Annotated in this window: 20 protein-coding genes, 1 pseudogene and 1 riboswitch; of the genes and pseudogenes, 14 read left to right on the plus strand and 7 right to left on the minus strand. The window is 51.6% G+C overall.

What is annotated here, in order from left to right; all coding sequences use genetic code 11:
• Positions 1–79: 79 nt before the first annotated feature.
• Positions 80–916 carry an MBL fold metallo-hydrolase gene (locus EDM58_RS02950; protein WP_425455596.1) on the minus strand — a complete coding sequence of 279 codons (837 nt, stop codon included), beginning with the start codon at positions 914–916 and terminating at the stop codon, positions 80–82.
• A 196-nt stretch (positions 917–1,112) separates the two neighbouring features.
• Between EDM58_RS02950 and EDM58_RS02955 the strand changes: the two genes are divergently transcribed.
• The gene (locus EDM58_RS02955) at positions 1,113–1,868 is read left to right on the plus strand and encodes a hypothetical protein (RefSeq protein WP_122912016.1); all 756 of its coding nucleotides are present in this window, start codon (positions 1,113–1,115) and stop codon (positions 1,866–1,868) included.
• A 39-nt stretch (positions 1,869–1,907) separates the two neighbouring features.
• Here the strand turns inward: EDM58_RS02955 and EDM58_RS02960 are convergent, their stop codons facing one another.
• Together EDM58_RS02960 and EDM58_RS02965 are read right to left on the minus strand one after the other, a co-directional pair.
• Positions 1,908–2,726 (minus strand): SPL family radical SAM protein, encoded by an 819-nt coding sequence (locus EDM58_RS02960; RefSeq protein WP_122912017.1) that lies wholly within the window; start codon positions 2,724–2,726, stop codon positions 1,908–1,910.
• A 19-nt stretch (positions 2,727–2,745) separates the two neighbouring features.
• Positions 2,746–3,318: a bifunctional transcriptional activator/DNA repair enzyme AdaA gene (locus EDM58_RS02965; protein ID WP_122912018.1), complete on the minus strand. Its 573-nt coding sequence runs from the start codon at positions 3,316–3,318 to the stop codon at positions 2,746–2,748.
• Between the two features lie 192 nt (positions 3,319–3,510).
• On the opposite strand from EDM58_RS02965, the gene EDM58_RS02970 reads away from it, so the two are divergent.
• From EDM58_RS02970 to EDM58_RS02980, 3 genes are all read left to right on the plus strand, one after another.
• Positions 3,511–4,332, plus strand: coding sequence for an amino acid ABC transporter substrate-binding protein (locus tag EDM58_RS02970; protein ID WP_122912019.1), 822 nt, complete (start codon positions 3,511–3,513; stop codon positions 4,330–4,332).
• A 140-nt stretch (positions 4,333–4,472) separates the two neighbouring features.
• Positions 4,473–5,132 carry an amino acid ABC transporter permease gene (locus EDM58_RS02975; protein ID WP_122912020.1) on the plus strand — a complete coding sequence of 220 codons (660 nt, stop codon included), beginning with the start codon at positions 4,473–4,475 and terminating at the stop codon, positions 5,130–5,132.
• 14 nt (positions 5,133–5,146) lie between these two features.
• Positions 5,147–5,893 carry an amino acid ABC transporter ATP-binding protein gene (locus EDM58_RS02980; RefSeq protein WP_122912021.1) on the plus strand — a complete coding sequence of 249 codons (747 nt, stop codon included), beginning with the start codon at positions 5,147–5,149 and terminating at the stop codon, positions 5,891–5,893.
• A 107-nt stretch (positions 5,894–6,000) separates the two neighbouring features.
• Here the strand turns inward: EDM58_RS02980 and EDM58_RS02985 are convergent, their stop codons facing one another.
• On the minus strand, positions 6,001–6,852 hold the full coding sequence (locus EDM58_RS02985; protein ID WP_122912022.1) for a transporter substrate-binding domain-containing protein: 852 nt from the start codon (positions 6,850–6,852) through the stop codon (positions 6,001–6,003).
• A gap of 95 nt (positions 6,853–6,947) precedes the next feature.
• Positions 6,948–8,921 (minus strand): methyl-accepting chemotaxis protein, encoded by a 1,974-nt coding sequence (locus EDM58_RS02990; protein ID WP_122912023.1) that lies wholly within the window; start codon positions 8,919–8,921, stop codon positions 6,948–6,950.
• A gap of 71 nt (positions 8,922–8,992) precedes the next feature.
• Positions 8,993–9,093: riboswitch (cyclic di-GMP riboswitch) on the minus strand.
• 273 nt (positions 9,094–9,366) lie between these two features.
• Here EDM58_RS02990 and EDM58_RS02995 point away from each other — a divergent pair.
• From EDM58_RS02995 to EDM58_RS03015, 6 genes and pseudogenes are all read left to right on the plus strand, one after another.
• On the plus strand, positions 9,367–10,515 hold the full coding sequence (locus EDM58_RS02995) for an alpha-hydroxy-acid oxidizing protein (RefSeq protein ID WP_122912182.1): 1,149 nt from the start codon (positions 9,367–9,369) through the stop codon (positions 10,513–10,515).
• Between the two features lie 66 nt (positions 10,516–10,581).
• Positions 10,582–11,031 (plus strand): annotated as a pseudogene (locus EDM58_RS26115) (GNAT family N-acetyltransferase); the annotation flags it as partial.
• Positions 11,032–11,136: 105 nt separating this feature from the next.
• On the plus strand, positions 11,137–11,496 hold the full coding sequence (locus EDM58_RS26120) for a GNAT family N-acetyltransferase (protein WP_246000532.1): 360 nt from the start codon (positions 11,137–11,139) through the stop codon (positions 11,494–11,496).
• A 112-nt stretch (positions 11,497–11,608) separates the two neighbouring features.
• The gene (ybaK, locus tag EDM58_RS03005) at positions 11,609–12,088 is read left to right on the plus strand and encodes a Cys-tRNA(Pro) deacylase (protein ID WP_122912024.1); all 480 of its coding nucleotides are present in this window, start codon (positions 11,609–11,611) and stop codon (positions 12,086–12,088) included.
• A gap of 4 nt (positions 12,089–12,092) precedes the next feature.
• Positions 12,093–12,836, plus strand: a complete 744-nt coding sequence (locus EDM58_RS03010; protein ID WP_122912025.1) for a hypothetical protein — start codon at positions 12,093–12,095, stop codon at positions 12,834–12,836.
• 167 nt (positions 12,837–13,003) lie between these two features.
• The gene (locus EDM58_RS03015) at positions 13,004–15,121 is read left to right on the plus strand and encodes a putative bifunctional diguanylate cyclase/phosphodiesterase (RefSeq protein ID WP_122912026.1); all 2,118 of its coding nucleotides are present in this window, start codon (positions 13,004–13,006) and stop codon (positions 15,119–15,121) included.
• 72 nt (positions 15,122–15,193) lie between these two features.
• On the opposite strand, the gene nadD is transcribed toward EDM58_RS03015, so the two are convergent.
• Both nadD and EDM58_RS03025 read right to left on the minus strand, forming a co-directional pair.
• Positions 15,194–15,835 (minus strand): nicotinate-nucleotide adenylyltransferase, encoded by a 642-nt coding sequence (gene nadD, locus EDM58_RS03020; RefSeq protein WP_122912027.1) that lies wholly within the window; start codon positions 15,833–15,835, stop codon positions 15,194–15,196.
• Positions 15,836–15,851: 16 nt separating this feature from the next.
• Positions 15,852–16,757: a cysteine hydrolase family protein gene (locus EDM58_RS03025; protein WP_122912028.1), complete on the minus strand. Its 906-nt coding sequence runs from the start codon at positions 16,755–16,757 to the stop codon at positions 15,852–15,854.
• Between the two features lie 199 nt (positions 16,758–16,956).
• Here EDM58_RS03025 and EDM58_RS03030 point away from each other — a divergent pair, with 199 nt between their 5' ends.
• From EDM58_RS03030 to EDM58_RS03045, 4 genes are read left to right on the plus strand one after another with little or no spacing between them, the layout of a single operon-like run.
• Positions 16,957–18,081 carry a glycosyl hydrolase family 8 gene (locus EDM58_RS03030; protein WP_122912029.1) on the plus strand — a complete coding sequence of 375 codons (1,125 nt, stop codon included), beginning with the start codon at positions 16,957–16,959 and terminating at the stop codon, positions 18,079–18,081.
• Complete coding sequence (locus EDM58_RS03035) at positions 18,062–18,931, plus strand: GGDEF domain-containing protein (RefSeq protein ID WP_122912030.1); 870 nt, start codon at positions 18,062–18,064, stop codon at positions 18,929–18,931. Before EDM58_RS03030 ends, EDM58_RS03035 begins: the two co-directional genes overlap by 20 nt.
• On the plus strand, positions 18,897–20,669 hold the full coding sequence (locus EDM58_RS03040) for a polysaccharide deacetylase family protein (protein WP_122912031.1): 1,773 nt from the start codon (positions 18,897–18,899) through the stop codon (positions 20,667–20,669). Before EDM58_RS03035 ends, EDM58_RS03040 begins: the two co-directional genes overlap by 35 nt.
• A complete protein-coding gene (locus tag EDM58_RS03045; RefSeq protein WP_122912032.1) occupies positions 20,662–21,948 on the plus strand; it encodes a glycosyltransferase family 2 protein in 1,287 nt (428 codons plus the stop codon). Before EDM58_RS03040 ends, EDM58_RS03045 begins: the two co-directional genes overlap by 8 nt.
• Positions 21,949–21,952: the final 4 nt, after the last annotated feature.

Genomic DNA, 21,952 nt, shown 5'->3' on the forward strand with positions numbered 1-21,952 from the left:
TATATGGTTGCTTTCTTCAGGCGTCAATAATAAGCCCTCCGGAAGAGGGCTTATCCTTTTTAGCTTCTGGCTACATCTTTTACGATTGAACCGGGCTGTATTTGCCGTAATCGGGAACGGCGACCTCATCAAAATGCTCGGTAAGCCAACGAAGGCCTGAAGAGAGCTGCTCGCCAGACAGAGGGGGCCCATGGCCAGTCACGGCAACAGAGGGGTGCAAGGCTTCCAGTTTGCGTACCGACTCTCGCGCCGCCTGCCAATCAGTCGTCAAGTATCTCGGTGGACCATTGATCTCCTGGGCCTGCAGGAGAACATTGAACAGGGAATCCTGCTTAACGTTGATAAACGCGTCTCCGGCGATGAGGGTACGGTCGGAGTCTCGGAAAAACGAGACATGTCCGGGGGAATGTCCCGGAGTATGGATCCAGCGCCATCCGGGCAAGGCCGGAATGCTGCCGTCTGAGGGCAATGTTTTCACACGATCCCCTAGATCGATCGCTTCATTCGGGAACATGCGGGACATTTTGGCGACGAGGCCACCTTCTACAGTGGGGTCGGGTTCGGGATAAGGGGATCTACCCGTCAAGTAGGGGAGTTCCCTTTCGTGAGCATAAACCGGTACATCCCAGTGCCGCGACAGCTCGAGGACGGCTCCTACATGGTCAAAATGTCCATGGGTCAAAAGGATGGCGGCAGGGGGATGGTCGGCACCGAATCGCTGTTCCGCTTCCGATAAAATAACATCGGCGGATTTCGGCATCCCGGTATCCACGAGGAACCACCCCGTCCTTTCTCCCGGATTGCCTACAAAACAGACGTTGACGACCTGAATGCAAAAGCAGTAAATGTCGGGCTTGACCTCCTGCCCAACACCGCTGTCGATTGAAGTGACGGGAATATAATCTTGATGCTCCATCTGTGTCCTCCAGTCCATTCAAAAATAGGTGGGGTAGCGAGAATACGATCCATGATTTTGGGCAAAAATGACAGCTGTACACTGTTCATAACCTTTTTCAACCCTCGCAGCCACGAGGGCTTTTTTTCTGTACGGGACCAACCATAAAATGATAGACTCGAATGATACTACCATTTCTCAAAACGTGGAGGATATCATGAGAGCAGCGATACCCTTGGCCGTACTCTTCTTTGTCTTTTTCACGATAGGATGTGTAAAGCAAGGGGCGGATATTCAAGAAACAGCGCCTTCTCCAAGTCCCGCAGCAGAGGAGCGGCCTGCACCTGTCCCGGTATATGAGGAAAAAAGCGCGGAGTGGGCAGCCAATCGATTGCTTGAGATCTCGAACCGCTATTTCGAACGGTTGGAAGCGGCTCAAGCCGCCGGACTCCCTTTTGAAAAATTTCGCATTCAATTGTCCGGCGATATGACAGACCATTTTATTGCTCAGGAGCAATTGGAGGAATTCTATCAGGTGCGGGTCGGATTGACAGCCTTGTACCTGTTTCACTATGAGCCCGGGGCGCTGGATGCGCGTACGACCATCCTGGAGCAGAACGCAGAGCGGATCGTGGTGAAAACGATGTGGTTCGCAAATGAATTAAACAGCGGCTATTACGAAATCAGCACGCTCGTCAATCAAGAGGGAAAATGGCTGCTGGATGAAAGGCAGCGTGAAGAATTGACGGAGCAAGGCTTCCAGCTCTCCATCGAGGAAGCGGCAGTTTACATGAAGGCCTTTCCGTATTATGAAAAGCCGGTAACCACTGTCGAATATGTCGACACGATCCAATTGGAGGATGCGCCAGGAGAGTATGGGCGATTTTACCAGTTCATGTGTGAAGGTAGCCCCTACTATATCTCTCCCGTCGATGGTTATGTGTTGCATGAAAAAATGGAAAATGTCCGCTGAAAGAAACCAAAACCAGCCAAAGCATGGCTGGTTTTTTCGTCAAGGAGCGAAGCCTTTCTGGCTGACAAGCACTTGCCCTGGTGCAAAAACCTCTGTCAGCCTGTCGTACACGAGCCGATAGGCGGACGGATCATACCAATCAGTCAAGCCCAGCTTCTCATAGAGAGAGGAGATGCCGAGCTTCTTGGTTCTTTTGCCGCCGCTGCCGTCGCCCATGAAATAGTCATCGATGCACACCCGGTCGACCACAGCCCGCAGCTTGTGCGCAAAGGCTTCGCTGCTCGGCAGCACCGGAGCAATGGTGGCTTGTGTCGGAATGTCCGCGGCTGCCAGAAGTTCAAGAGTCTTGAGGCGAGCGGCAATCGGAGGGGCATTTGGCGTGAACGCTCTCTTGATCTCCTCCAGATCCGTCTCTACGGTCAAACTGACTCGCACACGGTCCCTCATCTCCCGCAGCAGGTCTATGTCGCGGCGAACGAGCGGACTGCGGGTTTGGACGAGTAGAAAATCAGGCGGGTCTTCTGCCATGACCGCCAATAGGGAGCGTGTCACCTCCTCGGAGTATTCAACGGGCTGATAAGGGTCCGTGCTGGAAGACATAAAAATCGTGACGGGTCCTTTCGCCTTGGCGCGCGCAAGTTCCTTTCGCAGCAAGGATGCTGCCTCCTGCTTGATGTTGACCCAGGTTCCCCATTCTTTTTTATGAAAAAGCGATACGGGCATCTGGCGCACATAACAGTAGGAACAGCCAAACGAGCAACCGGTATAAGGATTCAGGGAGTGGGTATAATCGGTCAGAAATCCCGTACCTTTATTCAGAAGGGACTTCGGGTATGTGGCGAAGCGTTCATAACCCATCTTATTGTCCTCGCTAGCTTCAATGATTTGTAGAGACAGCAGGCTGCTCCCGATGGTTTTGACGAAACGCGGTAGGAGTTAGCCCGGTGCTTTTGCGAAACAGCGTGATGAAATAAGGGGTGTTGGGGATGCCGACAGAGCGGGCGATTTCGGCGACAGGTGCATCGGTATGAGCCAAACACGCCATGGCTTTGCTTATTCTCTTCTGCTGGATGTAGGCAACCGGAGTAATTCCAGTGATCCGTTTGAATGTCCGGTGCAGGTGATACATGCTGCCATGGCACATCTCTGCCAGCTTATCCAGGGTCAGTCTCTCGGAATAGTGGGCATCGATGAAGCGGGTGATCTGCTCAACCCAGTCGCTGTCCGGCAATAGCTGACCAGTCGGTTTGCAGCGCTTGCAAGGGCGAAAGCCGGATGCCAACGCTTGATTTGCATCTGAAAAGATCCGCACATTTTCGATGTTGGGCGGTTTGGATTTGCATGAGGGTTTGCAAAAAATGCGCGTCGTTTTGACAGCGTAAAAAAACTGATTGTCATAGCTGGGATCGTTATGAAGGATCGCCTGCCATTTTTCGTTCGTCAATTCCATCTGCCTCACCTCTACGAACAGTATACCTCGCCGGGCGCCCCACTGTACGGAAGGGGGAATAAAAAAGCAAGATTGCGAAAAAATCTGTGTTTTTCCATACCTATCGACTCTTTTGAAATCATGTGCTATCATGATACCTTGTTAACGTACTACCACTTTAATAAGATAAAAAGAGATTTGAGGGGGATATTTATGAAAAAACTGGCAGCACTCTGTCTGATGGTAGGAACCGTATTTTCACTCGTAGTCGGCTGTTCCAGCGCGCCTCCTGCTTCCGGTGGTTCCGAAGCAAATGCGCCTGCCGAAGCCGGGAAGAGCCAGGAAGCAGCAAAACTGGTGATTGGAATTGATGACAAATTCGCGCCGATGGGATTCCGCGATGACAACAACGAATTGGTCGGCTTTGATATTGACTACGCCAAAGCGGCTGGAGAGAAAATGGGACGCGAAATCGTCTTCCAGCCTATCGATTGGAGCTCCAAGGAGTCCGAGTTGAACAGCGGACGCATCGACTTGATCTGGAATGGATACACGATTACGGATGAACGCAAAGAAAAAGTCTTGTTCACCAAGCCATACCTGGAAAACGCACAGGTAATCGTGACGTTGGCGAACTCCGATCTGCACAAAATCGACGATCTGGCTGACAAGACAGTGGGTCTGCAAAAGCTGTCCTCCGCACTGGACGCGCTGAATGCACATCCAATCAAAGACAAGGTCAAAACCATCTCTGAATTCGCTGACAACGTGCTTGCTCTGAATGACCTGAAAATTGGCCGCGTCGACGCTGTTGTCATTGACAAGGTCGTAGCAGACTATTACATGGCAAAAGATCAAGGCACCTTCAAATTCCTCGAAGATTCGCTTGCGCCTGAACAGTACGGCATCGGCGTGAAAAAAGGCAATGAAGCGCTGCTGGAAGAATTGCAAAAAGCACTGGACGCGCTGAATGCTGACGGCACTGCCGCGAAAATCTCGGAAAAATGGTTTGGCGAAGATCGTGTGTTAAAATAAGACAATGAGTACATCGTAAGCAAAACCGGATGGTGGGCAAAGCCGGTTTTGCTTTCGGCTTTTAGAAGAGGGCTCCCGGCTGTCGCGAGAGCTGTCCAGCAGTCAAGCAAGCCCAAGTTTTTGAAATAGGAGATGCGAGGATGAGCATTGATTATCTGATCAAAATAACCATACCCATGCTGCAAGGGGCGCAGATGACTGTTCTTTTGTTTTTCATCGCGATCATCGCCTCGATTCCCCTGGGCTTTCTGATTACGCTGATGGCAAAAAGCAGCAACAAGGGACTGGCTGCAATCGCCCACACCTACATCTATGTGATGCGCGGTACGCCTTTGCTGCTGCAATTGCTGTTCATCTGTTTTGGCCTGCCGCTGCTGCCTGTCGTCGGGGAGTACCTGGTCATGGATCGCTTCGTCGCTGCCTGCGTCGGGTTTATCCTCAACTACGCGGCTTACTTCGCAGAGATTTTCCGCGGGGGACTGCTGGCAATCGACAAGGGTCAGTATGAAGCAGCGCAGGTATTGGGCTTTAGCAAATGGCAGACGACCCGCAAGATCATTCTGCCTCAGATGTTTCGCGTAGCCCTCCCTGCAGTGGCGAATGAATCGATTACACTCGTGAAGGATACAGCCTTGCTGTACGCCGTAGCGGTGCCGGAGCTGTTGCACTTCGCCCAGACAGCTGTGAATCGTGACTTTACGATCATGCCTTTCTTTGTGGCGGGGGTCATCTACTTGCTGATGACGCTATTGTTGACGCTCTTCTTTAAGTGGCTGGAGAGAAGATCCAAATTCGAATAGAGGGAATGGCAAATATGGCGATCATGCGTGTTTCAAATCTGAAAAAGTCCTATGGCAATCTGGAAGTTTTGAAAAAAGTGACCTTTGAGATCGAGAAAAACGATGTGGTTGCGGTCATTGGCCCCTCTGGCTCGGGTAAAAGCACCATGCTGCGCAGTCTTGTTCACCTGGAGCAGATCGACGCAGGGAGCATCCAAATCGGAGACGAGTATCTGGTGAAGGACGGCAAGTATGCCAGCGTGCAGGAGATCAAACAGATTACAGCCCGGATGGGAATGGTGTTTCAGCACTTCAATCTCTTTCCTCATCTCACAGTAAAAGAAAATCTCGAATTGGCGCCGCGGATCGTCAAAGGAGAAGCGGAAGCCGAGGTAGACAAAAGAAGCAAAGAGCTTTTGGCGAAAGTCGGGTTGTCGGACAAAGCAGACGCGTATCCGTCCAAGCTGTCCGGCGGTCAAAAACAGCGTGTGGCGATCGCGCGTGCCCTGATGATGAAGCCGGACATCCTGCTGTTTGACGAGCCTACCTCCGCTCTCGATCCGGAATTGACCGGCGAGGTGCTGCAGGTAATCAAGCAATTGGCGGAGGAGCATATGACCATGATCGTGGTTACGCACGAGATGGGATTTGCTCGTGAGGTCGCCAATCAGGTGATGTTTATGGACAATGGAGAGTTCATTGAGTCTGGCGAACCAGAGTCCTTTTTCCGCAACCCGCAATCGGATCGGGCTAAGGCGTTCCTGCAACGCGTCTTGACTTGAATGCATGTTGTATGAAAAAAAGCAACCAACTTCTGCTGCTGCAGCCGAGGTTGGTTGCTTTTTTAGACCCGTTTGGTTATCCAAACAGAGCCTGTAAGTTCATTGTTTTATTGAATCCATTTATGGAACAGCTCTTCGAATTTTCCTTGCAGCTTCATTTCATCCATCCATACATCCAGGTAGCTTGCGAAAATGAAATCTCCGCGCGGGATCATATAGGCTTTTTCACTCTTGGTAAAGGGATTGTCTGTCAGAGCCGCATACAGGCGGGAATCTGCCTTGGAGTACACCATAGCCTCGATCGTATCGGTAATCATGACGTCATAGGTACCGTTTGCGACCAGCCCCGGGATGTCGAGATTGTTTTCGACGACCGTGACCGTTGCGTCGGTCAGATGCTCACGCACGAACTTTTCGTTGGTTCCGCCCGGATTTACGCCAATGCGAACGGATGGCTTGTTGATATCCTCGATGCTTTTGTACTTGTCCTTGTCTGCTGCACGGATCAGCGGCGCTTTTCCGAATTGGATGTAAGGATCGCCCATGTGAGCCGTTTTTTCGCGGTCGGTGTTGCGGGTCACGCCGCCGACGGCAATATCAAATTTGTCAGCCAGGAGATCGTTCATCATTGTCGACCATGAGGTTTGCACAAAGCGCACCTCGACACCCAGGCTTTTCGCAAATTCTTTCATGGCATCGATATCGTATCCTTCATATTCGTTCGTTTTCGGATTCAAATATGTGAACGGTTTGTAGTCCCCTGTCGTACCCACGAGAATGTACCCCCGCGCGATGATGGCGTCCAAACGGGACTCAAACTTTTTGTTTTCCTGTTTTTTGGCGGCTTCTGCAGCCGCAGTCGGAGCTGCTTGGTTCGTTGCGGCAAAAGCTCCTGTTCCTGTCATCAGCATAGTAGCAGCGAGCGTGCTCGCCATGATGGTTTTTACGTATTTTTTCATTGGTTTCTCCTCCTGGTTGTAGATAAGAAGTTATTTCTGACAAACAAACGACTTCATCCCTTGCATCGCATCCCCCCTTTCACAAGGGAATGGTCTTACAGCGTGAACTTGCCAACTCCGTGCCGCAGCTCTTCCGCCACCGCATTCAACCGTTCGGCCGAGGCAGCGATGTCCTGAATGGCCTGGAGCTGCTCTGCTGCAGCTTCCACTACGGTCTGGGAATCCTCGGAAGCGCGCTTGGCGATCTGGTGCATTTCATCTACAGATGCGCTGACCTGCTGGGAGCCTGCAGACATCTGTTCGGATGCCGCCGACACTTCCAGGATGTGTCCAGCGACATTGCGGGACGACTCGAGGATATGGTCAAAGATGTTCCGCACTTCCTGAATCAGTTGAATGCCATCCTGCGCATTATGATTGCTCTCGTTCATCACGTCGACCGCATGTCGGGTATCCTCCTGAATTTCTCCGATCAACTGCGCGATTTTGGATGCCGACTCTTCGGACTGGTTCGCCAGATTTTTTACTTCACCAGCTACTACGGCGAATCCGCGCCCGTGCTCGCCCGCCCGTGCGGCCTCGATCGATGCGTTCAACGCAAGCAAATTGATTTGCGAAGTCAACTGACTGATGGTATCGAGAATTCCCTCAATTTCTTTGGAACGGCCGTTCAGACGCTCGATTGCCTCTGCCGCTTTGCTCGTCCCTTCGCCGATGCTGCCCATTTGATGGACGGCTTGCTCTACGACAGCCGTTCCCTGCTCTGCCTGTTGGGCTGCCTCCCGAGCCGATTCAGAGACGTGAGAGGAAGTTTCCGCGATTTTTACAATTCCTGTGGCCATTTCGTTCATGGACAGGGCCACTTCCTGGGAACTGCTCGATTGTGCCTGTGCCCCTTTGGATATCTGGGCAATGGAAGCGCCAATCCGGTTTACGTGTTCGGTCGCATGCTCAATTCCGGCCGAGACTTCCCGCGTAAACAGCAGCACCTGCTCGGACGACAAAGAGACGCCCTCGATCAGGTTCTTCAAGTGGGACACGGTTTGGTTGAAGTCGCGAGATAATACGGCAATCTCGTCTTTTCCTTCCACGGTCACCGTCTCAGTCAGATTGCCTTGTGCCACGATATTGACCGCTTGATTCAGACGCTGGATCGGTTTGACCAGACGGCTCGCCAGGAAATACACCAGCAAAATTCCGATGATCAATACAGCGGCCGAGATGGCAATCAGATTGATCGACAGCTCATTGACAGGAGCATGCAGCTCTGTGGCCGGAGCAGTAATGAATACGCCCCAGTTCAGCCTGGTGCTCGCAAACGAGGCAAAGTGGGCGGTCTGGTCCTGCTGGTATTGGATGATGCCATGGTTGCCCTGCTGGATCGCTTCAAACGCCTTTTGCAGCTCGGGAACATTCGCATTCATCACCGACTCTTTCAGGATCAGCTCTTCGTTCGGATGCCAGATATACGTCCCTTTTTTGCTGACCAGCAAGGCGTATCCGCTTTGGCCGAATGTTTCTTCGGAAACGGTTTTTTGGATTTCGTTGATGGGGATGGTGGAACCAATATAGCCGTACTGGCGGTTGTCCTTCATCAACGGCACGATGACCGTCACGATGTTGTTGCCCGTCCGCTGGGAAACCACGGGCTCGGAGACGATGATTTTCCCTTCTCCCTTGCCGGCTTCCTGAAAATGCGGACGATCAGAAGGATTGGTCACCTCTCCTTTGAAATTGATGACCTTTTTTCCGCTTAAATCATAGGAAAAAAAGAACGTTTCAAACTCCGGATTTTTCTTCTGGGCTTCCTGGATCAACTTCAGGTCATGCTCAAAATCGTTATCCGCCGACATGATTTCTCCAATAGTTTCGATAACGCCAATTTTCTCCAGAAAGAAACTGTCGATACGGATGGATAGGTTGTTCGCTGCCAATTCCGCTTCCTTATCCAAGCTGGAAGCCAACAGCCTCGAAGAGCTCCAGTAGCTGGCGCCGCAGACAACAGCCAAACTGATAACCAGGAGCAGACACATGACGACAATCAACTTTCTTCGCAAGCTAGCTTTCATCGATAAATCGTTCCTCCAATCCTTTTGGTGCAACAAAAACGACTGCCATCCAACAGCCTCTGCGCTTGCGGTATGGCAACCCGGCTATCTTAGCAGCGGTCATACACGTCTGCGCTGCCTTAGACCCGTGGTTTTGCGTCCCTGTTTTTCAACAGGTTTGCCTTTGTCATTTTTTGTCGTTCTCGATGTGCAGTATGGGCATGAGCCTGATCGGTCTTGTCCACCGATTTTTTTTGTACCCGCATTTCTATAGTAGTAAACATTTTTCATTAAAACGGAAAATTCCGTTTTTTCAAGCAATGTGTACGCGTCATGATAGACAGCATGCAGGCGGAATCATTTAGCAGTGAAGTATAAAAAAGATTAGTGCAATTCCAACAGAGAGGTGTAACATGAAGTGGATAAGGAATGCAATATCGATGAGGAAGAAAAGGAGTTGTCACATATGTCTTTTGTCGAGAATAAGGAATCCCTCTTGTTTACCAAGGTAGATAAATCGACGGAGTCTCTTCCTATCTCCTATGAAGACTGGGAAAGACTGGCGCGTGAACGGGTTCCTGCTGGACCATTTGATTATACGGCCGGGGGGTCTGTGGAGGAGCAGACGCTGGCTGCCAATCGCGCTGCTTTTTCCCGCTGGGCGATTGTACCGCGGATGCTGCGTGACGTGACGAACCGATCGATGGCGATCACTCTGTTTAACCAGCAGCTGAAAACCCCGGTCTTGCTGGCGCCAGTAGGCATGCAGGCCATCTCCCACCCTGAAGGAGAGCTGGCGACAGCACGTGCTGCAGCGCAAGCAGGTGTGCCACTCGTGGTGAGCACGGTCTCCTCCCACTCAATGGAGCAGATCGCAGAGGTAATGGGCGATGCACCCCGCTGGTATCAGCTCTACTGGTCGACAGATCGTGAAGTGAGTGCCAGCATGGTCAGACGAGCTGAAGCGGCTGGTTATTCCGCCATCGTCTTGACCGTCGACACCATCATGCTGGGCTGGAAGCGGCGCGATTTCAAAAACGGCTATTCTCCGCTGCGGGAAGGCAAGGGAATGGCGAACTACATCAGCGATCCCGTTTTCTGCTCCCGCCTGCCGGAAGTGACGCCCGAGAATGCCGTAGAGGAAATCCTCCGCACGATCTATACCCCGGCTTTGACCTGGAGCGATATCGATTATTTGCGCGAGCATACTTCCCTGCCGATTCTGGTCAAGGGCATCCTGCATCCTGAGGACGCCAAGCTGGCAGTGGAGCACGGCGTGGACGGCATTATTGTTTCCAATCACGGCGGACGTCAGGTGGACGGAGCGATTGCTACCCTCGATGCCCTGCCAGCGATCGCCGAAGTGGTGCAGGGACGGATTCCGGTATTGCTGGACAGCGGCGTTCGGACGGGCCCAGATGTCGTGAAGGCTATTGCGCTCGGGGCGAATGCCGTCCTGATCGGTCGCCCGTTTGTCTATGGGCTGGCAGTGGCAGGGGAAAAAGGTGTGGCAAGTGTAGTGGATACGCTGCTTAATGAGCTGGATGTGACGTTGGCTCTGTCGGGCTGCGCTTCCCTTGCCGATGTGAACCGAAGCATCCTGACACGCCAATAATACTATGGGGAGTCTGCAGGGGGATCATCGCTTAGTTGCACGTGGTCAGCGGAAGGGTGGTATATGATGGATATTCGATTCTTGCCGGTGACAAGGGGCAATTGGGAAGAGGCGCTGCTGCTTCGGGTGACGAAGGAGCAGGCGGGGTTTGTGCCGACAGTTGCGGTATCGCTGGCGAAAGTGTCCATCAAGCCGGACGGGGAGCAGGTCGAGTATTTGCCGTTTGCCATTTATGACGGAGAGTGCATGGTTGGGTTTATCATGCATGCTTTTGAAGCGGATACACGCGACAGCTATTGGATCAACGGCTTTCTTATCGATGCTCGTTTTCAAGGGAGGGGATATGGAAAGGCGGCTTTTGCCGCCATGCTCCGCGATATTCAAAAGCGGTCGCCTCACTGCGAGGAAATTCGTTTGACGGTGCATCCAGCCAATGCCACAGCGAGAAGACTCTATGAAGGCTTCGGCTTTCGGGATACGGGCAAGCTTTTCGGGGATGAGATGCTGTATCGGCTCCCACTGAAAAAAGAGCAGCCATTCTGCTTGGAGCGTGTAGGTGAGCTGTTCACGACTGAAATCCAGCATCTTGTGACGGAAGCGACTGCGGAGGGGCATCTGTTCATGCAGCGGCTTGTCGAAGAATATGAAAGCGGGCAAAATCGTTTTGACAAGTCTGGCGAAGCGCTGTTTGTCGCACGCTTGGGAGAGCGGGTCGTGGGGGTCTGTGGGCTCAATCTCGATCCGTACGAGAGGGATCCGGCTGTAGGGCGCGTTCGCCATCTGTTTGTTGAACAGTCCGTCCGGAAAATGGGGATTGCCCGAGCCTTGGTCTCGGAGGTGGTCAGGGAAGCGGCAAATCACTATCGGGTACTTTTGCTGCGCACGAAAAACCCTGCAGTCGACCAGTTGTACCGTTCGCTTGGCTTCTCTACCGCTACCGTTTATCACCATGCGACTCACCAGATGTGGTTCACAAGATAGAAAGCAACAAGGTTATGATGTGAGGGGCCACTCTGAAAAAGGGTGGCTTTTTTGCCCTCCAGGGAACTGGTAAAATGGAAAGGAAAAAAAGCCCAAGAGCAAGGAGTATCTCATGAAAACCGGAAAAACAAATGCCATGCGGATTTTGGACAAGGAAAAAATCACATATAACATGCTGACCTATAGCGCCGATGACGGCAAGATCGATGGCGTTTCCGTGGCAGAAAAAATCGGCAGAGAGCCGGGAGTCGTATACAAAACCTTGATCGCCCAAGGCGCCGGAAAGGGATATTACGTCTTTGTCATCCCTGTCGAAGCAGAACTTGATCTGAAGAAGGCTGCCAAGGCTGTCAGCGAGAAAAAAATCGAAATGATTCCGGTTAAAGAAATCACAGCAGTCACGGGCTACATACGCGGCGGCTGCTCGCCGATCGGGATGAAAAAGCAGTTTCCCACGATGATCGATCAGCATGCGCAAGCACTGGATATGATGATTGTCAGCGGAGGACAAATCGGTGTCCAGATCGAAATTCAGCCAGAAGCGCTCAGGAAAGCTACTAAAGCAGTTTGGGCAGACCTTTCTCAGGGGTGAGTAAATGAAATATTTGGTTGTATGGCTAGCCATTTCGTTATCCCTATTTGGAGTTTCATCGAGTCATGAGGAAAACCCAGCAGGAGCTGATGCAGCTATCCAAGAACAAGCAAGAAACATCCCGCTTCAGTTCGAACCGGCAGTCAATGAAAACGAAAAAATCACTTTCGTTCAGGGACAGGACAAGGGAGAAATCATAGAGAGAAGGAAGAGTGCCGACGGTGAATTTTTCATCTATAAAATACCGAATGATCCGTACGAGGAATTATACGGCGGGCTCCGGATCGGTGAAAAACACTATCACTTCGGACAAATTGGCTACGGAAAAGACACAAGCGCCATCACGATCGCATCCGTAGAAGCCATGGGAAGGAAACTCCTGAAAGTAAATGGATTCAGGGGAGCTAATTATCGGGTGACGTATTATATTCAGGTGCAAAATCAAGTCCCAAGCGTGTTTCTTTTCGTTGACGGCGGTGCCCACTATGAGGGGAACATGGACGGGGACCCGGTAATCATCGGTTCATACGCGGCGAGCACCTCCTTTCAAACGATCCTGTACAGGATGGAAGGCGAGAAACTGGTTTTCGCCGATCTTAACAAACAACTACATGAAGCTGACAGCGTGCGTGTTACGGACGACCTGCTTTTTGAAGTACGCCAAAAAGCAGACTCAGTCCCCAGACTGTACACGTATCAGAATAAAACCCTCATTCCGTTGAATCGGACAGCACCTGTATCCGAATAACAGCTTTTCTCCACCCGTTTTGCCAACGTTTGCAAAACTGTCAGCAATTATCGGATGGCTTGCGTTTCACCTCTCCTTTTCCGTGATACAATCGAATCGAAAGTTCTTTCGGATCATACATAAGGAAAAATGCAAATTCACCAGTATTTTCGGGAAAGGATCTCAAAATGGCTAATGATATGATCGTTCAACTTTCTGACCAGGACTGGGAAGAGTTGCTGCACGAAAAAGATGAAAAGCTGAAGCGGGCATTGCGGGAGTTGGCTGATGTCAGGTACGCGCTGGATCAATCCACCATCGTCGCCATTACCGATCAACGCGGCAAGATTCTCTTTGCCAACGACCAGTTTTGCCGCATGTCCGGGTACGAGCGGAAGGAACTGATCGGAGAAGACCATCGGCTGCTCAACTCCGGCACACATCCGAAAAGTTTTTTCAAACAAATGTGGGCGACTATTGGAGCTGGGCAAATCTGGCGCGGGGAAATTCGCAATCGCGCAAAAGACGGCACTTTTTACTGGGTGGATACGACAATCGTCCCTTTCATCAACCAGCAGGGAAGCATCTATCAGTACGTCTCCATCCGCAATGACATCACGGACCGCAAGCTGATGGAAGAAGAACTGAGAAAAAGCGAGGAGCAGTACCGCATCATTGCTGAAAATACGTCCGACATCATTTCCATGATCGATCGAGCAGGAAATTGCCTGTATCTTTCTCCGTCTCATCGAACTGTCCTCGACCACGATGTCCCGGAAGAGAAGATCCGGAATCTGTTGGATTGGGTGACCAAGGAGGATCGCGACATCATGGAGTACGCGATCGAGCATGTGTGCAGCACGCGCAAGGAATATACGGCTGAATGCAGGCTTACATCCGGCGGCAAACAGATTTGGACAGAGACCAAGCTCAATCCGGTTCTCGATGAGAGCGGGGAAGTACATACTCTTCTCCTGGTGACGCGCGACATCACCGAGCGCAAGCATTCGGAAGAGACGATCCACCATTTGGCCTACCATGACGCTTTGACGGATTTGCCGAATCGGCGCATGTACATCCAGCATCTAGGGCGCGAGATCGTTTCGGCCAAGCGCTTTCAGTCCAATCTGGCGGTTCTTTTCCTCGATCTGGACCGGTTCAAGGATGTCAACGATTCCTTCGGCCACGATGTGGGGGACCTGCTTTTGATCGAAACGGCGCGGAGGTTGAAGTCTTGCGTCAGACAAGGCGATGTAGTCGCCAGACTGGGCGGAGATGAGTTTACGGTTCTGTTGAGTCAGCTATCTGGCAGGCAGCATGCGGAAGACGTCGCCAACCGCATCATCCAAGAGCTGCAAAAGCCTTTTGTTTGGAACGGTCATGAATTTAATATTTCCTGCAGCATCGGGATATCGCTGTTCCCGGACGACGGGGAGCAGGCAGAGGATTTGTTGAAGCGGGCTGACACCGCCTTGTATACAGTCAAGTCACGCGGGCGCAACGGCTACGATTTCTTTGATCCGACGATGGAAACGAAATCGCTTGAGCGGATTCTGATGGAAAACGAGCTGCGCAAAGCGATCGAGCAGAAGCATTTTGAAATCTACTACCAACCGAAGATGGATATCGGTTCGAAGCAGCTTGTCGGTATGGAAGCACTCGTCCGCTGGATTCATCCCGAGCTGGGAATGATCCCACCGAATCGCTTCATTCCGATTGCAGAGGAGACCGGCATGATCCTGCCGCTCGGCGAGTGGATCTTGCGGGAGGCTTGCAGGCAGAACAAGGAGTGGCATGAGCAGGGATACGAGCTGAAGGTGTCCGTCAATCTGTCGGCAAGACAAATCTATCAAAAGGATCTGGTAGAGAACATCCGGCAGATTCTAAACGATACGGGACTGGATCCGAAATGGCTGGAGCTGGAAATCACCGAAAGCATTTTCGTCAAAATAGAGGAAGCAACGCCCGTCCTGCAGGAAATCAGGGATGAAGGCATTCATATCTCTATCGACGACTTCGGTACGGGCTACAGCTCCTTCAGCTACATCAAGAGCCTGCCCGTCGATACCATCAAAATCGACGCCTCGTTCATCCGCGATGTGCACCATAATCAGGAGAGCCAGGCCATCGTGAAGGCGATTGTGACCATTGCGGAAAGCCTCAATATGAACGTTGTCGCCGAGGGAATCGAACTGACGGATCAGGCAGAGGCTTTGCAGCTGAACGGCTGTGATCAGGGACAGGGATATTTGTTCAGCAAACCGTTGGCAAGGCAAGACTTTGACTCTTACTTAAAAATGAAATAGTCCAGAAAAAAACAGAGTGCTCCAGCGGCAGCGTAGCGGCAGCGTTGCTACATGGGGGCACTCTGTTTTAATTCAACTATCCACAATGCTTTGATAAAGTCCGTGTTCATAAATGTATTGCAGGCAGGCATCCGGCAGTAAAAAGCTGGGATCCCCTCCTTTGCGAATCTCATCCCGAATGTAGGTGGAGCTGATCCCCATATTGATGCCCTTGCTCATGATGAGAAAATGCTCGTCATTGTTGCGCAAAAGCGGATCGTCTGCGATCAGGTCAGCAGAAGGATAGCCTTCCCGAGACATGACGATGAAGTTGAACTGCGAGATCAGCTTCTGGGCATTCCCCCAGTTGGACATCCCTCGCAACAGGTCCGATCCCATGATGAAGAACAGTTCGTCGTTCGGGTATTTTTTGCGCATGTGGACCATCGTGTCGTAGGTATACGTCTCGCCAGGCAGCGCATCCATCTCGACAGTCGAGATCTCGAACAGCGGGTCGCCGAAGCGATTTTTTTTGTGCTGGGATGTCGAAAGCGCAATACGCAGCATTTCCAGGCGGTGATGATCCTGGGTTTGCAGCTTTTTGTCGTGGCGCAGGGAGGAGCAGGGAACAAAAATCACCTTGTCGAGACGCTTTCGATGCGCCACCGTAGCTGCTGTAAAAAGATGGCTGTATGTGATCGGGTCAAAGCTGCTCCCGTAGATGCCGATCCGCATGGGATTCATTCCTTTCCTACCATCTGTAGTCCGTGCTTCGGGTCACTGTAATCTCATAGGCCTGCTGCCAGGCAGCAAAAGTTTCTTCCGTCGAAGCCTCGAAACCGGGAATGCTGCTCATGCAATCCTCAAGAACCACGATCCGCGAGGTCATGTCTTTATCTTCGCCAAAATACTCCAGGATCTGTCGCAGAGATTCCAGCACACAATGGGATTTCGCTTCCCCTGCGATAAAGATTCTCTCATACTGCCTGAGGCTTTCCAGGAAAGCGAGCTGAGTCTCGTCGCCGGGACCGTATTCCGGTTTGATGATGCCGTACATTTCCGTGAGCGGGTCCTTGCCCTTGACGATTCGGATGGGCGCTGACTGACGCACGACAGAATGGAAGTAGACCATATTGGCAAATTGCCCTTCCAAGGCAGCGCCGAAGCTTCCCTCCAGGCAATGGTACGGCCAGATGCAAAGCTCCTTTTTGCTGTGTTGGTCCAAGTGGCTTACATAAGCCAGGCTTTCTTCCGAATGGCGAACCGCCCGCCATTTTCCGCTTCGGACGTCTTCCTCCGTAATGATGGTGAAAGGTGCGGGATTTTGTCCGCTCTCGTCGATCCACCAGCCCGGATGGAAAATCTGCTGCGGCTGGTGGGTGTCCAGGGAGACCGCAATCTGCGTGATTTTTTCCAGATGGTCATACAAAAAACGGGCCGTACGCAGGACGTCCTGATGAGAGCCCGGGACCCCCAGTTCTCCATGCTCCATGAAATCATTTTGCATATCGATGGCGAGAAACAAAGTTTTGCTCTTATCGTGTTCGGCAGCAGGGATGCTCTCCTCTGCGGCATGCGCCAACAGCTGGTTGAGACGCACTTGCGACACCTGCCCGATCGCTGAATCTGCGCATATCTCATGAAAAAGCGTCTTCATGCTATTGCACTCCTTTCGATGAAGCTGCTCTTACTATGTATTTAAGCCAAAATGGGCGAAACATTCAATACACTGTCCCATAAGTTCTCCAGAAGTTCCAAAATAGTAACAGAAAAAACCATTGTAATGACCATTAGATATGATAGATTGATACAATGAAAGAAAGTGAAAAGGCGTGAACAAGGTGAAATCAATTCGCATGCTGACTATCGTATTCGGTCTGCTCGTCCTGCTGATAACGGGGTGTATTTGGCCGGGCCTGCCATTTGCCCAAAAAGGCAATGAGCTGGCAGACGACACAACCGGCTATGCCAGGCTACTGCCAGGAGAGCTTTTTATCCGGGAGCATTTGACGAATAAAGACCATACCCTGAAGACCAATCTGCAGCCTGCTGCACCAGACGACGCCAATATTGCCCAAGGCGAGGAATCCCTCTCGGAGTCGCTCGGCTTGTGGATGCTGTACGCATTGGAAAAAGGGGACTCCGGCTTGTTTGCGCAAAATGTGCAAGTCCTTCAGAAGCATTTTTACCAGAATGGCTGGATCGTCTGGAAAACGGGCGGCGATCATCCCCAGGTAACGACGAACGCTCTGGTAGATGATCTTCGGATCGCCGAGGCTTTGTATCTCGCCGGAGAAAAGTGGAACGAGAAGTCGTATGTCCAAATGGCGAATGAAATAGCAGCAAGCATCGAGAAGCATCAGATCCGCGACGGGATGCCGGTTGACTTTTACGATCGGCAGCACGGCGTGAACAGCGATACATTGACCCTTTCTTACCTGAATGCTGCGACTCTTCACAAGATGCGTGAACAGGGAAAGATTGCGGAAGAACTGGACGGGCAGGCATCTGCCTTTTTGCAAAATCTCCCGACGGAGAACGGCTTTTTCCCCTTCTCCTATCATCTTCCCAGCAAGCATTTCACGTACCGGCGTGAAGTCAATCTGATCGACCAATTGTATGTCGCCCTGCATCGGGCGCAGGCAGGCATTGCCTCGCCGGAATTGTGGACGTTTTTGAAGGAGGAATTTGCCCGCCACAAGCTTTTGTACGGCCGATATGACGCTGTTACCAAGCAGCCTCTGGTCCAGTACGAATCTCCTGCCGTGTACGGCTTGGCGATCCAGACCGCGGTAGAACTGGGAGATGCTGATTTCGCTGTGGAATTGTACGAGCGGATGATCCGCAAGCAGATTCGCCGTCCGGAGAGCCAGCTTTACGGCGGCTATATCGATATGAGCCGGATGGATACCCACTCCTTCGACAACCTGATACCGCTTTTGGCGGAAAGGAGGCTCTTCAATGAGGGGATTCTCCAATAGAAATGGAAGATTCATTGCGTATCAGACGCTCTTCCTGTTTTTTCTTCTGTTTCTGTCTTGGTATGCATTAGACCTGCCAGCCATTCCTCTCGTACAAGCCGTTCTGATGGGCATCGCGCTCATCATTGGCTTGATCGGCATTTTCTTCGGGCTGCTTGCCAGTTTGGGTCTCAGCCTGTTGGCCTTGTTTCTGTTTGGCAGCTTGTTGATCTGGGGGATGGTAGCAAACTGGACCTTCCCGTTGTCTGTCCTTGAGATTGCCGTATGGATGCTGATCTTTCTGGCGGCTGCCATCATCACGGGATTGATTCATCGGCTGGTCGCCCAGACAGTCGAGGAACATCAGGAGATGGTAGGAAAATTCGATGATCTAGTCACCATTGATGAGGTGACGGGTTTTTCCAATGAGAAAAGGCTGCTGTTTGATCTGGAAGAAGAACTGAGCCGTTCACGACGGACAGGGGTTCCTTTTTCCCTGATGCTGATCGAGGTCAAATATATGGATTCCTTCTCTCAACTGTATGGCCGAAATGAGACGGATTACCTGCTCAGCTCACTGGCGAACATCCTTCGGGAGCACACGAGGCTGACGGACCGCAAGTTTCGCTTGGATCAGGGGGACCAGGGGTCGGGCACCTTCGCTGTGATACTCAACAACAGCCTGGAAGAAGGCGCGGAAGTGGTACACGCGAAGCTGGAAAAACTGATGCAGACTCATGTCTTGGAAAACAAGAAAAAACAGGTCACACTGACGATTGCTTTTGGTATCAGTCAGTATGCTGACGATGTGAGTGACCATATGGAGCTGGTGAAACGTGCCAAGCAAGAGCTTGATCAGTACATACAATAAATGGGTGCGAATCTCGGTAGCGCTGATCATGCTGCTGACCTTGCTGACCGGGACAATGGACAAGCTTCATGCCGCCGGGGGAAATAGCGGGCAGGAGCCGAAGATACTGGTGGTCTATACGACAGACACCGGCACGGTGAACGAGGATGTTCGCATGCTGGACCTGGTGTTGGGCCATTTCAGTTCACGTCTTCACTATGTGGCGGATGGCGAATTGACGGTACGTGATCTGGACGGAGTCGACTATCTGGTCTATTACGGCGCTGTTTCCCAAAAACTGCCGGACGATACAAAAGAAGTCATGCGCAGCTTTACAGGTACGCTGTTGGCGATGGGCAAGAATGCCGAGCAATTGGGGGCGCGTTTTTCATTTTTGACCTGGAAGGAACAAGTAAACATCCAGATGGTCTCGAAACCACAAGGAATCGATCCGATGCTGCTCGAAATCAATATGCCAATCGAGGGCGTATCGCTAGCGCAAGGAGAGGTGCTGCTGGAGGGATGGAAGGGAATCTACGCCTATCCACTGATGATGAAGCATGGGAATACGGCGTATTTTGCCAGTGCCAGCTTCTCTTCTCCTCTCTCCATGTTCGCAGCGGAGGCCTTACATGACGTATTCGGAATCCCTCATCAGACGGGGCACTTGGCGCTGATTCGTCTGGAGGATGTGCATCCGCAATCGGACCCCAAGCTGGTGCTGGAAGCAGGAAGCTATTTGGCAGACAAGGGAATTCCTTATGTAATTGCGCTTATTCCTGTCTACACCAATTCCGAGACCAAAGAATTGGTTCACCTGAAGGACCGGCCGGAGTTGGTCAAGGTCCTGCGTACGCTGCAGCAGAGAGGGGCAAGCATTGCCTTGCACGGGTACATGCATTACTATCGGGATTCCGAGACAGGCGAAGGTTCGGAATTCTGGGATATGGAGCGCAATACGCCGATTTCAAAACCGCCGGAGGATACGACTCCTATAAAAGAGCGCCATGAATGGTCTTCACAGGAGGAGTATGAGCAGTACCGGGCTTCGCTTGCGCAGTATGAAGAAACGTATATCAAATCGCGCATCGAGAGCGGAATCAAGGAATTGACGGAGCTGGGATTGATCCCTGTGGCCTTTGAAGCGCCGCACTACAATATGAGCCAGACAGGGTACCAGATTACATCCCGCTATTTTTCTTACCTGTTGGGACAAGTGCAGTTCAACCAGACGGACTGGCACCAGATGGGGGCTCCTCCGACGATTTCCAAACCTGGTTTTCTTCACGGCATGACCCTTTTGCCGGAGACGGTCGGCTACTATGATCCCAATTCACTTACGCCCTTGCAGGACATTCGGGACAACGCCCGGCAAATCAGCTTTGTCCGCGACGGTGTGATCGGCATGTTCTTCCACCCTTATCTGGGGGTGGAGCCGTTGAAGGAAATGATCACCTACGTGGAAACACTGCCCGACGTGACCTGGATCGATGTCCGCAAAATGGCCGGATTAGATGCCGTAGAAGAAGCCCATGATACGGCGGTCGCACGACAAGAGGAGGAACCAGCCCAATCAATCGAGGCTGAACTCGTGGAGAAGACCGTGACCTTCCTGCAAGAAGACAGTTGGACCCAGCGCATCCTATGGGGCATCGTGGCACTTGTGACATGCATGGTTCTGCTGTTTTCGCTCTACACCTGGCGAAATCGCGCCAATTTGCGCAAACAACTTTTCATGGAGCGTGATCTCGATGGCTAATCTGTTGTTCTATCTATCCTTGACCGTCATTTGGATCATGCTTCTGTACCATATGTTCTTGATGCAAGGCGGCTATTTTCATTACCTGCGCTATGCCAGATCCATCCCGGACTGGGAAAAAAACGAGCAGCCCAAGCCGACGGTGAGCATTTTGGTCCCGGCACACAATGAAGAAGTGGTGATTGAACGGACCATCAAGGCGATGCTGCGGCTGGAGTACCCCAAGGATAAGCTGGAGATTATTGTCATCAACGACAATTCCAGCGACCGGACGGGAGAGATCTGTGATTATTATGCAGCCAAATATCCGTATGTGAAAGTCGTCCATACCAAGCCGCCCCACGCTGGAAAAGGAAAATCGGGCGCGCTTAACCAGGGCTTGGCCCACTCAACAGGGGAGATCATCGTCGTCTATGACGCGGACAACACCCCGGAGCGCAAAGCCGTCCATTATCTCGTTCTGGCCCTGCAAAACGATCCTCAGGCCGGTGCGGCAGTCGGCAAATTTCGTGTCGTGAACGCGGCCAAAAATCTGCTGACGCGCTTTATCAATATTGAGACAATCTGTTTTCAGTGGATGGCGCAGGCCGGGAGGTTCTTCTGGTTTCGGGTGACGACAATTCCCGGCACGAACTTTGCCATCCGCCGCTCGATCCTCGAGGAGCTGGGCGGCTGGGATGAAAAAGCGTTGGCGGAAGATACGGAATTGACGATTCGCGTCTACAATGCAGGCCACTACATCCGCTTTTTTCCGGCCGCCATTACCTGGGAGCAGGAGCCGGAGAACTGGAAGGTATGGTGGAAGCAGCGGACACGGTGGGCGAGGGGCAATCAGTACGTCGTCCTCAAATTTATGGGACGGTTGTTTTCCTTGCGCAAGAAAAGCATCATGTTTGATCTCGTCTACTTTTTCTTCACGTACTTCCTGTTTTTTCTGGGCGTGATCGTGTCGGATGCTTTGTTCGTCACCAATCTGTTCGTTGATCTGCATCTCGAGGTAGGCATTGTCGCCATGATTTTATGGATTCTTGCCTACTTTTTGTACGTGACTGAAGTGATGATTGCCTTGAGTATTGAGCGAACAGAACTGAACGCCAAAAATTTCTGGATCGTTCTGCTGATGTATTTTACCTACTCGCAGCTGTGGATCGTCCTCGTGCTCTATGCATTGTATCTGGAGATCAAGCGAGTTGTTTTTCGACAAGAATTGAAATGGTATAAGACCGAGCGTTTTGCAGCAGAAAAAAAGTCGGTCCCGCCAACAGAAAGACAGGTGTAGAAAA

It is taken from the genome of Brevibacillus panacihumi (assembly GCF_003710985.1).
GTDB lineage: Bacteria > Bacillota > Bacilli > Brevibacillales > Brevibacillaceae > Brevibacillus > Brevibacillus panacihumi.

Bases quoted from the DNA above. Each gene is read 5' to 3' on its own strand.
- EDM58_RS02950 (WP_425455596.1), bottom strand. From the start codon at position 916: ATGGAGCATCAAGATTATATTCCCGTCACTTCAATCGACAGCGGTGTT.
- EDM58_RS02955 (WP_122912016.1), top strand. From the start codon at position 1,113: ATGAGAGCAGCGATACCCTTGGCCGTACTCTTCTTTGTCTTTTTCACG.
- EDM58_RS02960 (WP_122912017.1), bottom strand. From the start codon at position 2,726: ATGGGTTATGAACGCTTCGCCACATACCCGAAGTCCCTTCTGAATAAA.
- EDM58_RS02965 (WP_122912018.1), bottom strand. From the start codon at position 3,318: ATGGAATTGACGAACGAAAAATGGCAGGCGATCCTTCATAACGATCCC.
- EDM58_RS02970 (WP_122912019.1), top strand. From the start codon at position 3,511: ATGAAAAAACTGGCAGCACTCTGTCTGATGGTAGGAACCGTATTTTCA.
- EDM58_RS02975 (WP_122912020.1), top strand. From the start codon at position 4,473: ATGAGCATTGATTATCTGATCAAAATAACCATACCCATGCTGCAAGGG.
- EDM58_RS02980 (WP_122912021.1), top strand. From the start codon at position 5,147: ATGGCGATCATGCGTGTTTCAAATCTGAAAAAGTCCTATGGCAATCTG.
- EDM58_RS02985 (WP_122912022.1), bottom strand. From the start codon at position 6,852: ATGAAAAAATACGTAAAAACCATCATGGCGAGCACGCTCGCTGCTACT.
- EDM58_RS02990 (WP_122912023.1), bottom strand. From the start codon at position 8,921: ATGAAAGCTAGCTTGCGAAGAAAGTTGATTGTCGTCATGTGTCTGCTC.
- EDM58_RS02995 (WP_122912182.1), top strand. From the start codon at position 9,367: ATGTCTTTTGTCGAGAATAAGGAATCCCTCTTGTTTACCAAGGTAGAT.
- EDM58_RS26120 (WP_246000532.1), top strand. From the start codon at position 11,137: ATGCAGCGGCTTGTCGAAGAATATGAAAGCGGGCAAAATCGTTTTGAC.
- ybaK (WP_122912024.1), top strand. From the start codon at position 11,609: ATGAAAACCGGAAAAACAAATGCCATGCGGATTTTGGACAAGGAAAAA.
- EDM58_RS03010 (WP_122912025.1), top strand. From the start codon at position 12,093: ATGAAATATTTGGTTGTATGGCTAGCCATTTCGTTATCCCTATTTGGA.
- EDM58_RS03015 (WP_122912026.1), top strand. From the start codon at position 13,004: ATGGCTAATGATATGATCGTTCAACTTTCTGACCAGGACTGGGAAGAG.
- nadD (WP_122912027.1), bottom strand. From the start codon at position 15,835: ATGCGGATCGGCATCTACGGGAGCAGCTTTGACCCGATCACATACAGC.
- EDM58_RS03025 (WP_122912028.1), bottom strand. From the start codon at position 16,757: ATGAAGACGCTTTTTCATGAGATATGCGCAGATTCAGCGATCGGGCAG.
- EDM58_RS03030 (WP_122912029.1), top strand. From the start codon at position 16,957: ATGCTGACTATCGTATTCGGTCTGCTCGTCCTGCTGATAACGGGGTGT.
- EDM58_RS03035 (WP_122912030.1), top strand. From the start codon at position 18,062: ATGAGGGGATTCTCCAATAGAAATGGAAGATTCATTGCGTATCAGACG.
- EDM58_RS03045 (WP_122912032.1), top strand. From the start codon at position 20,662: ATGGCTAATCTGTTGTTCTATCTATCCTTGACCGTCATTTGGATCATG.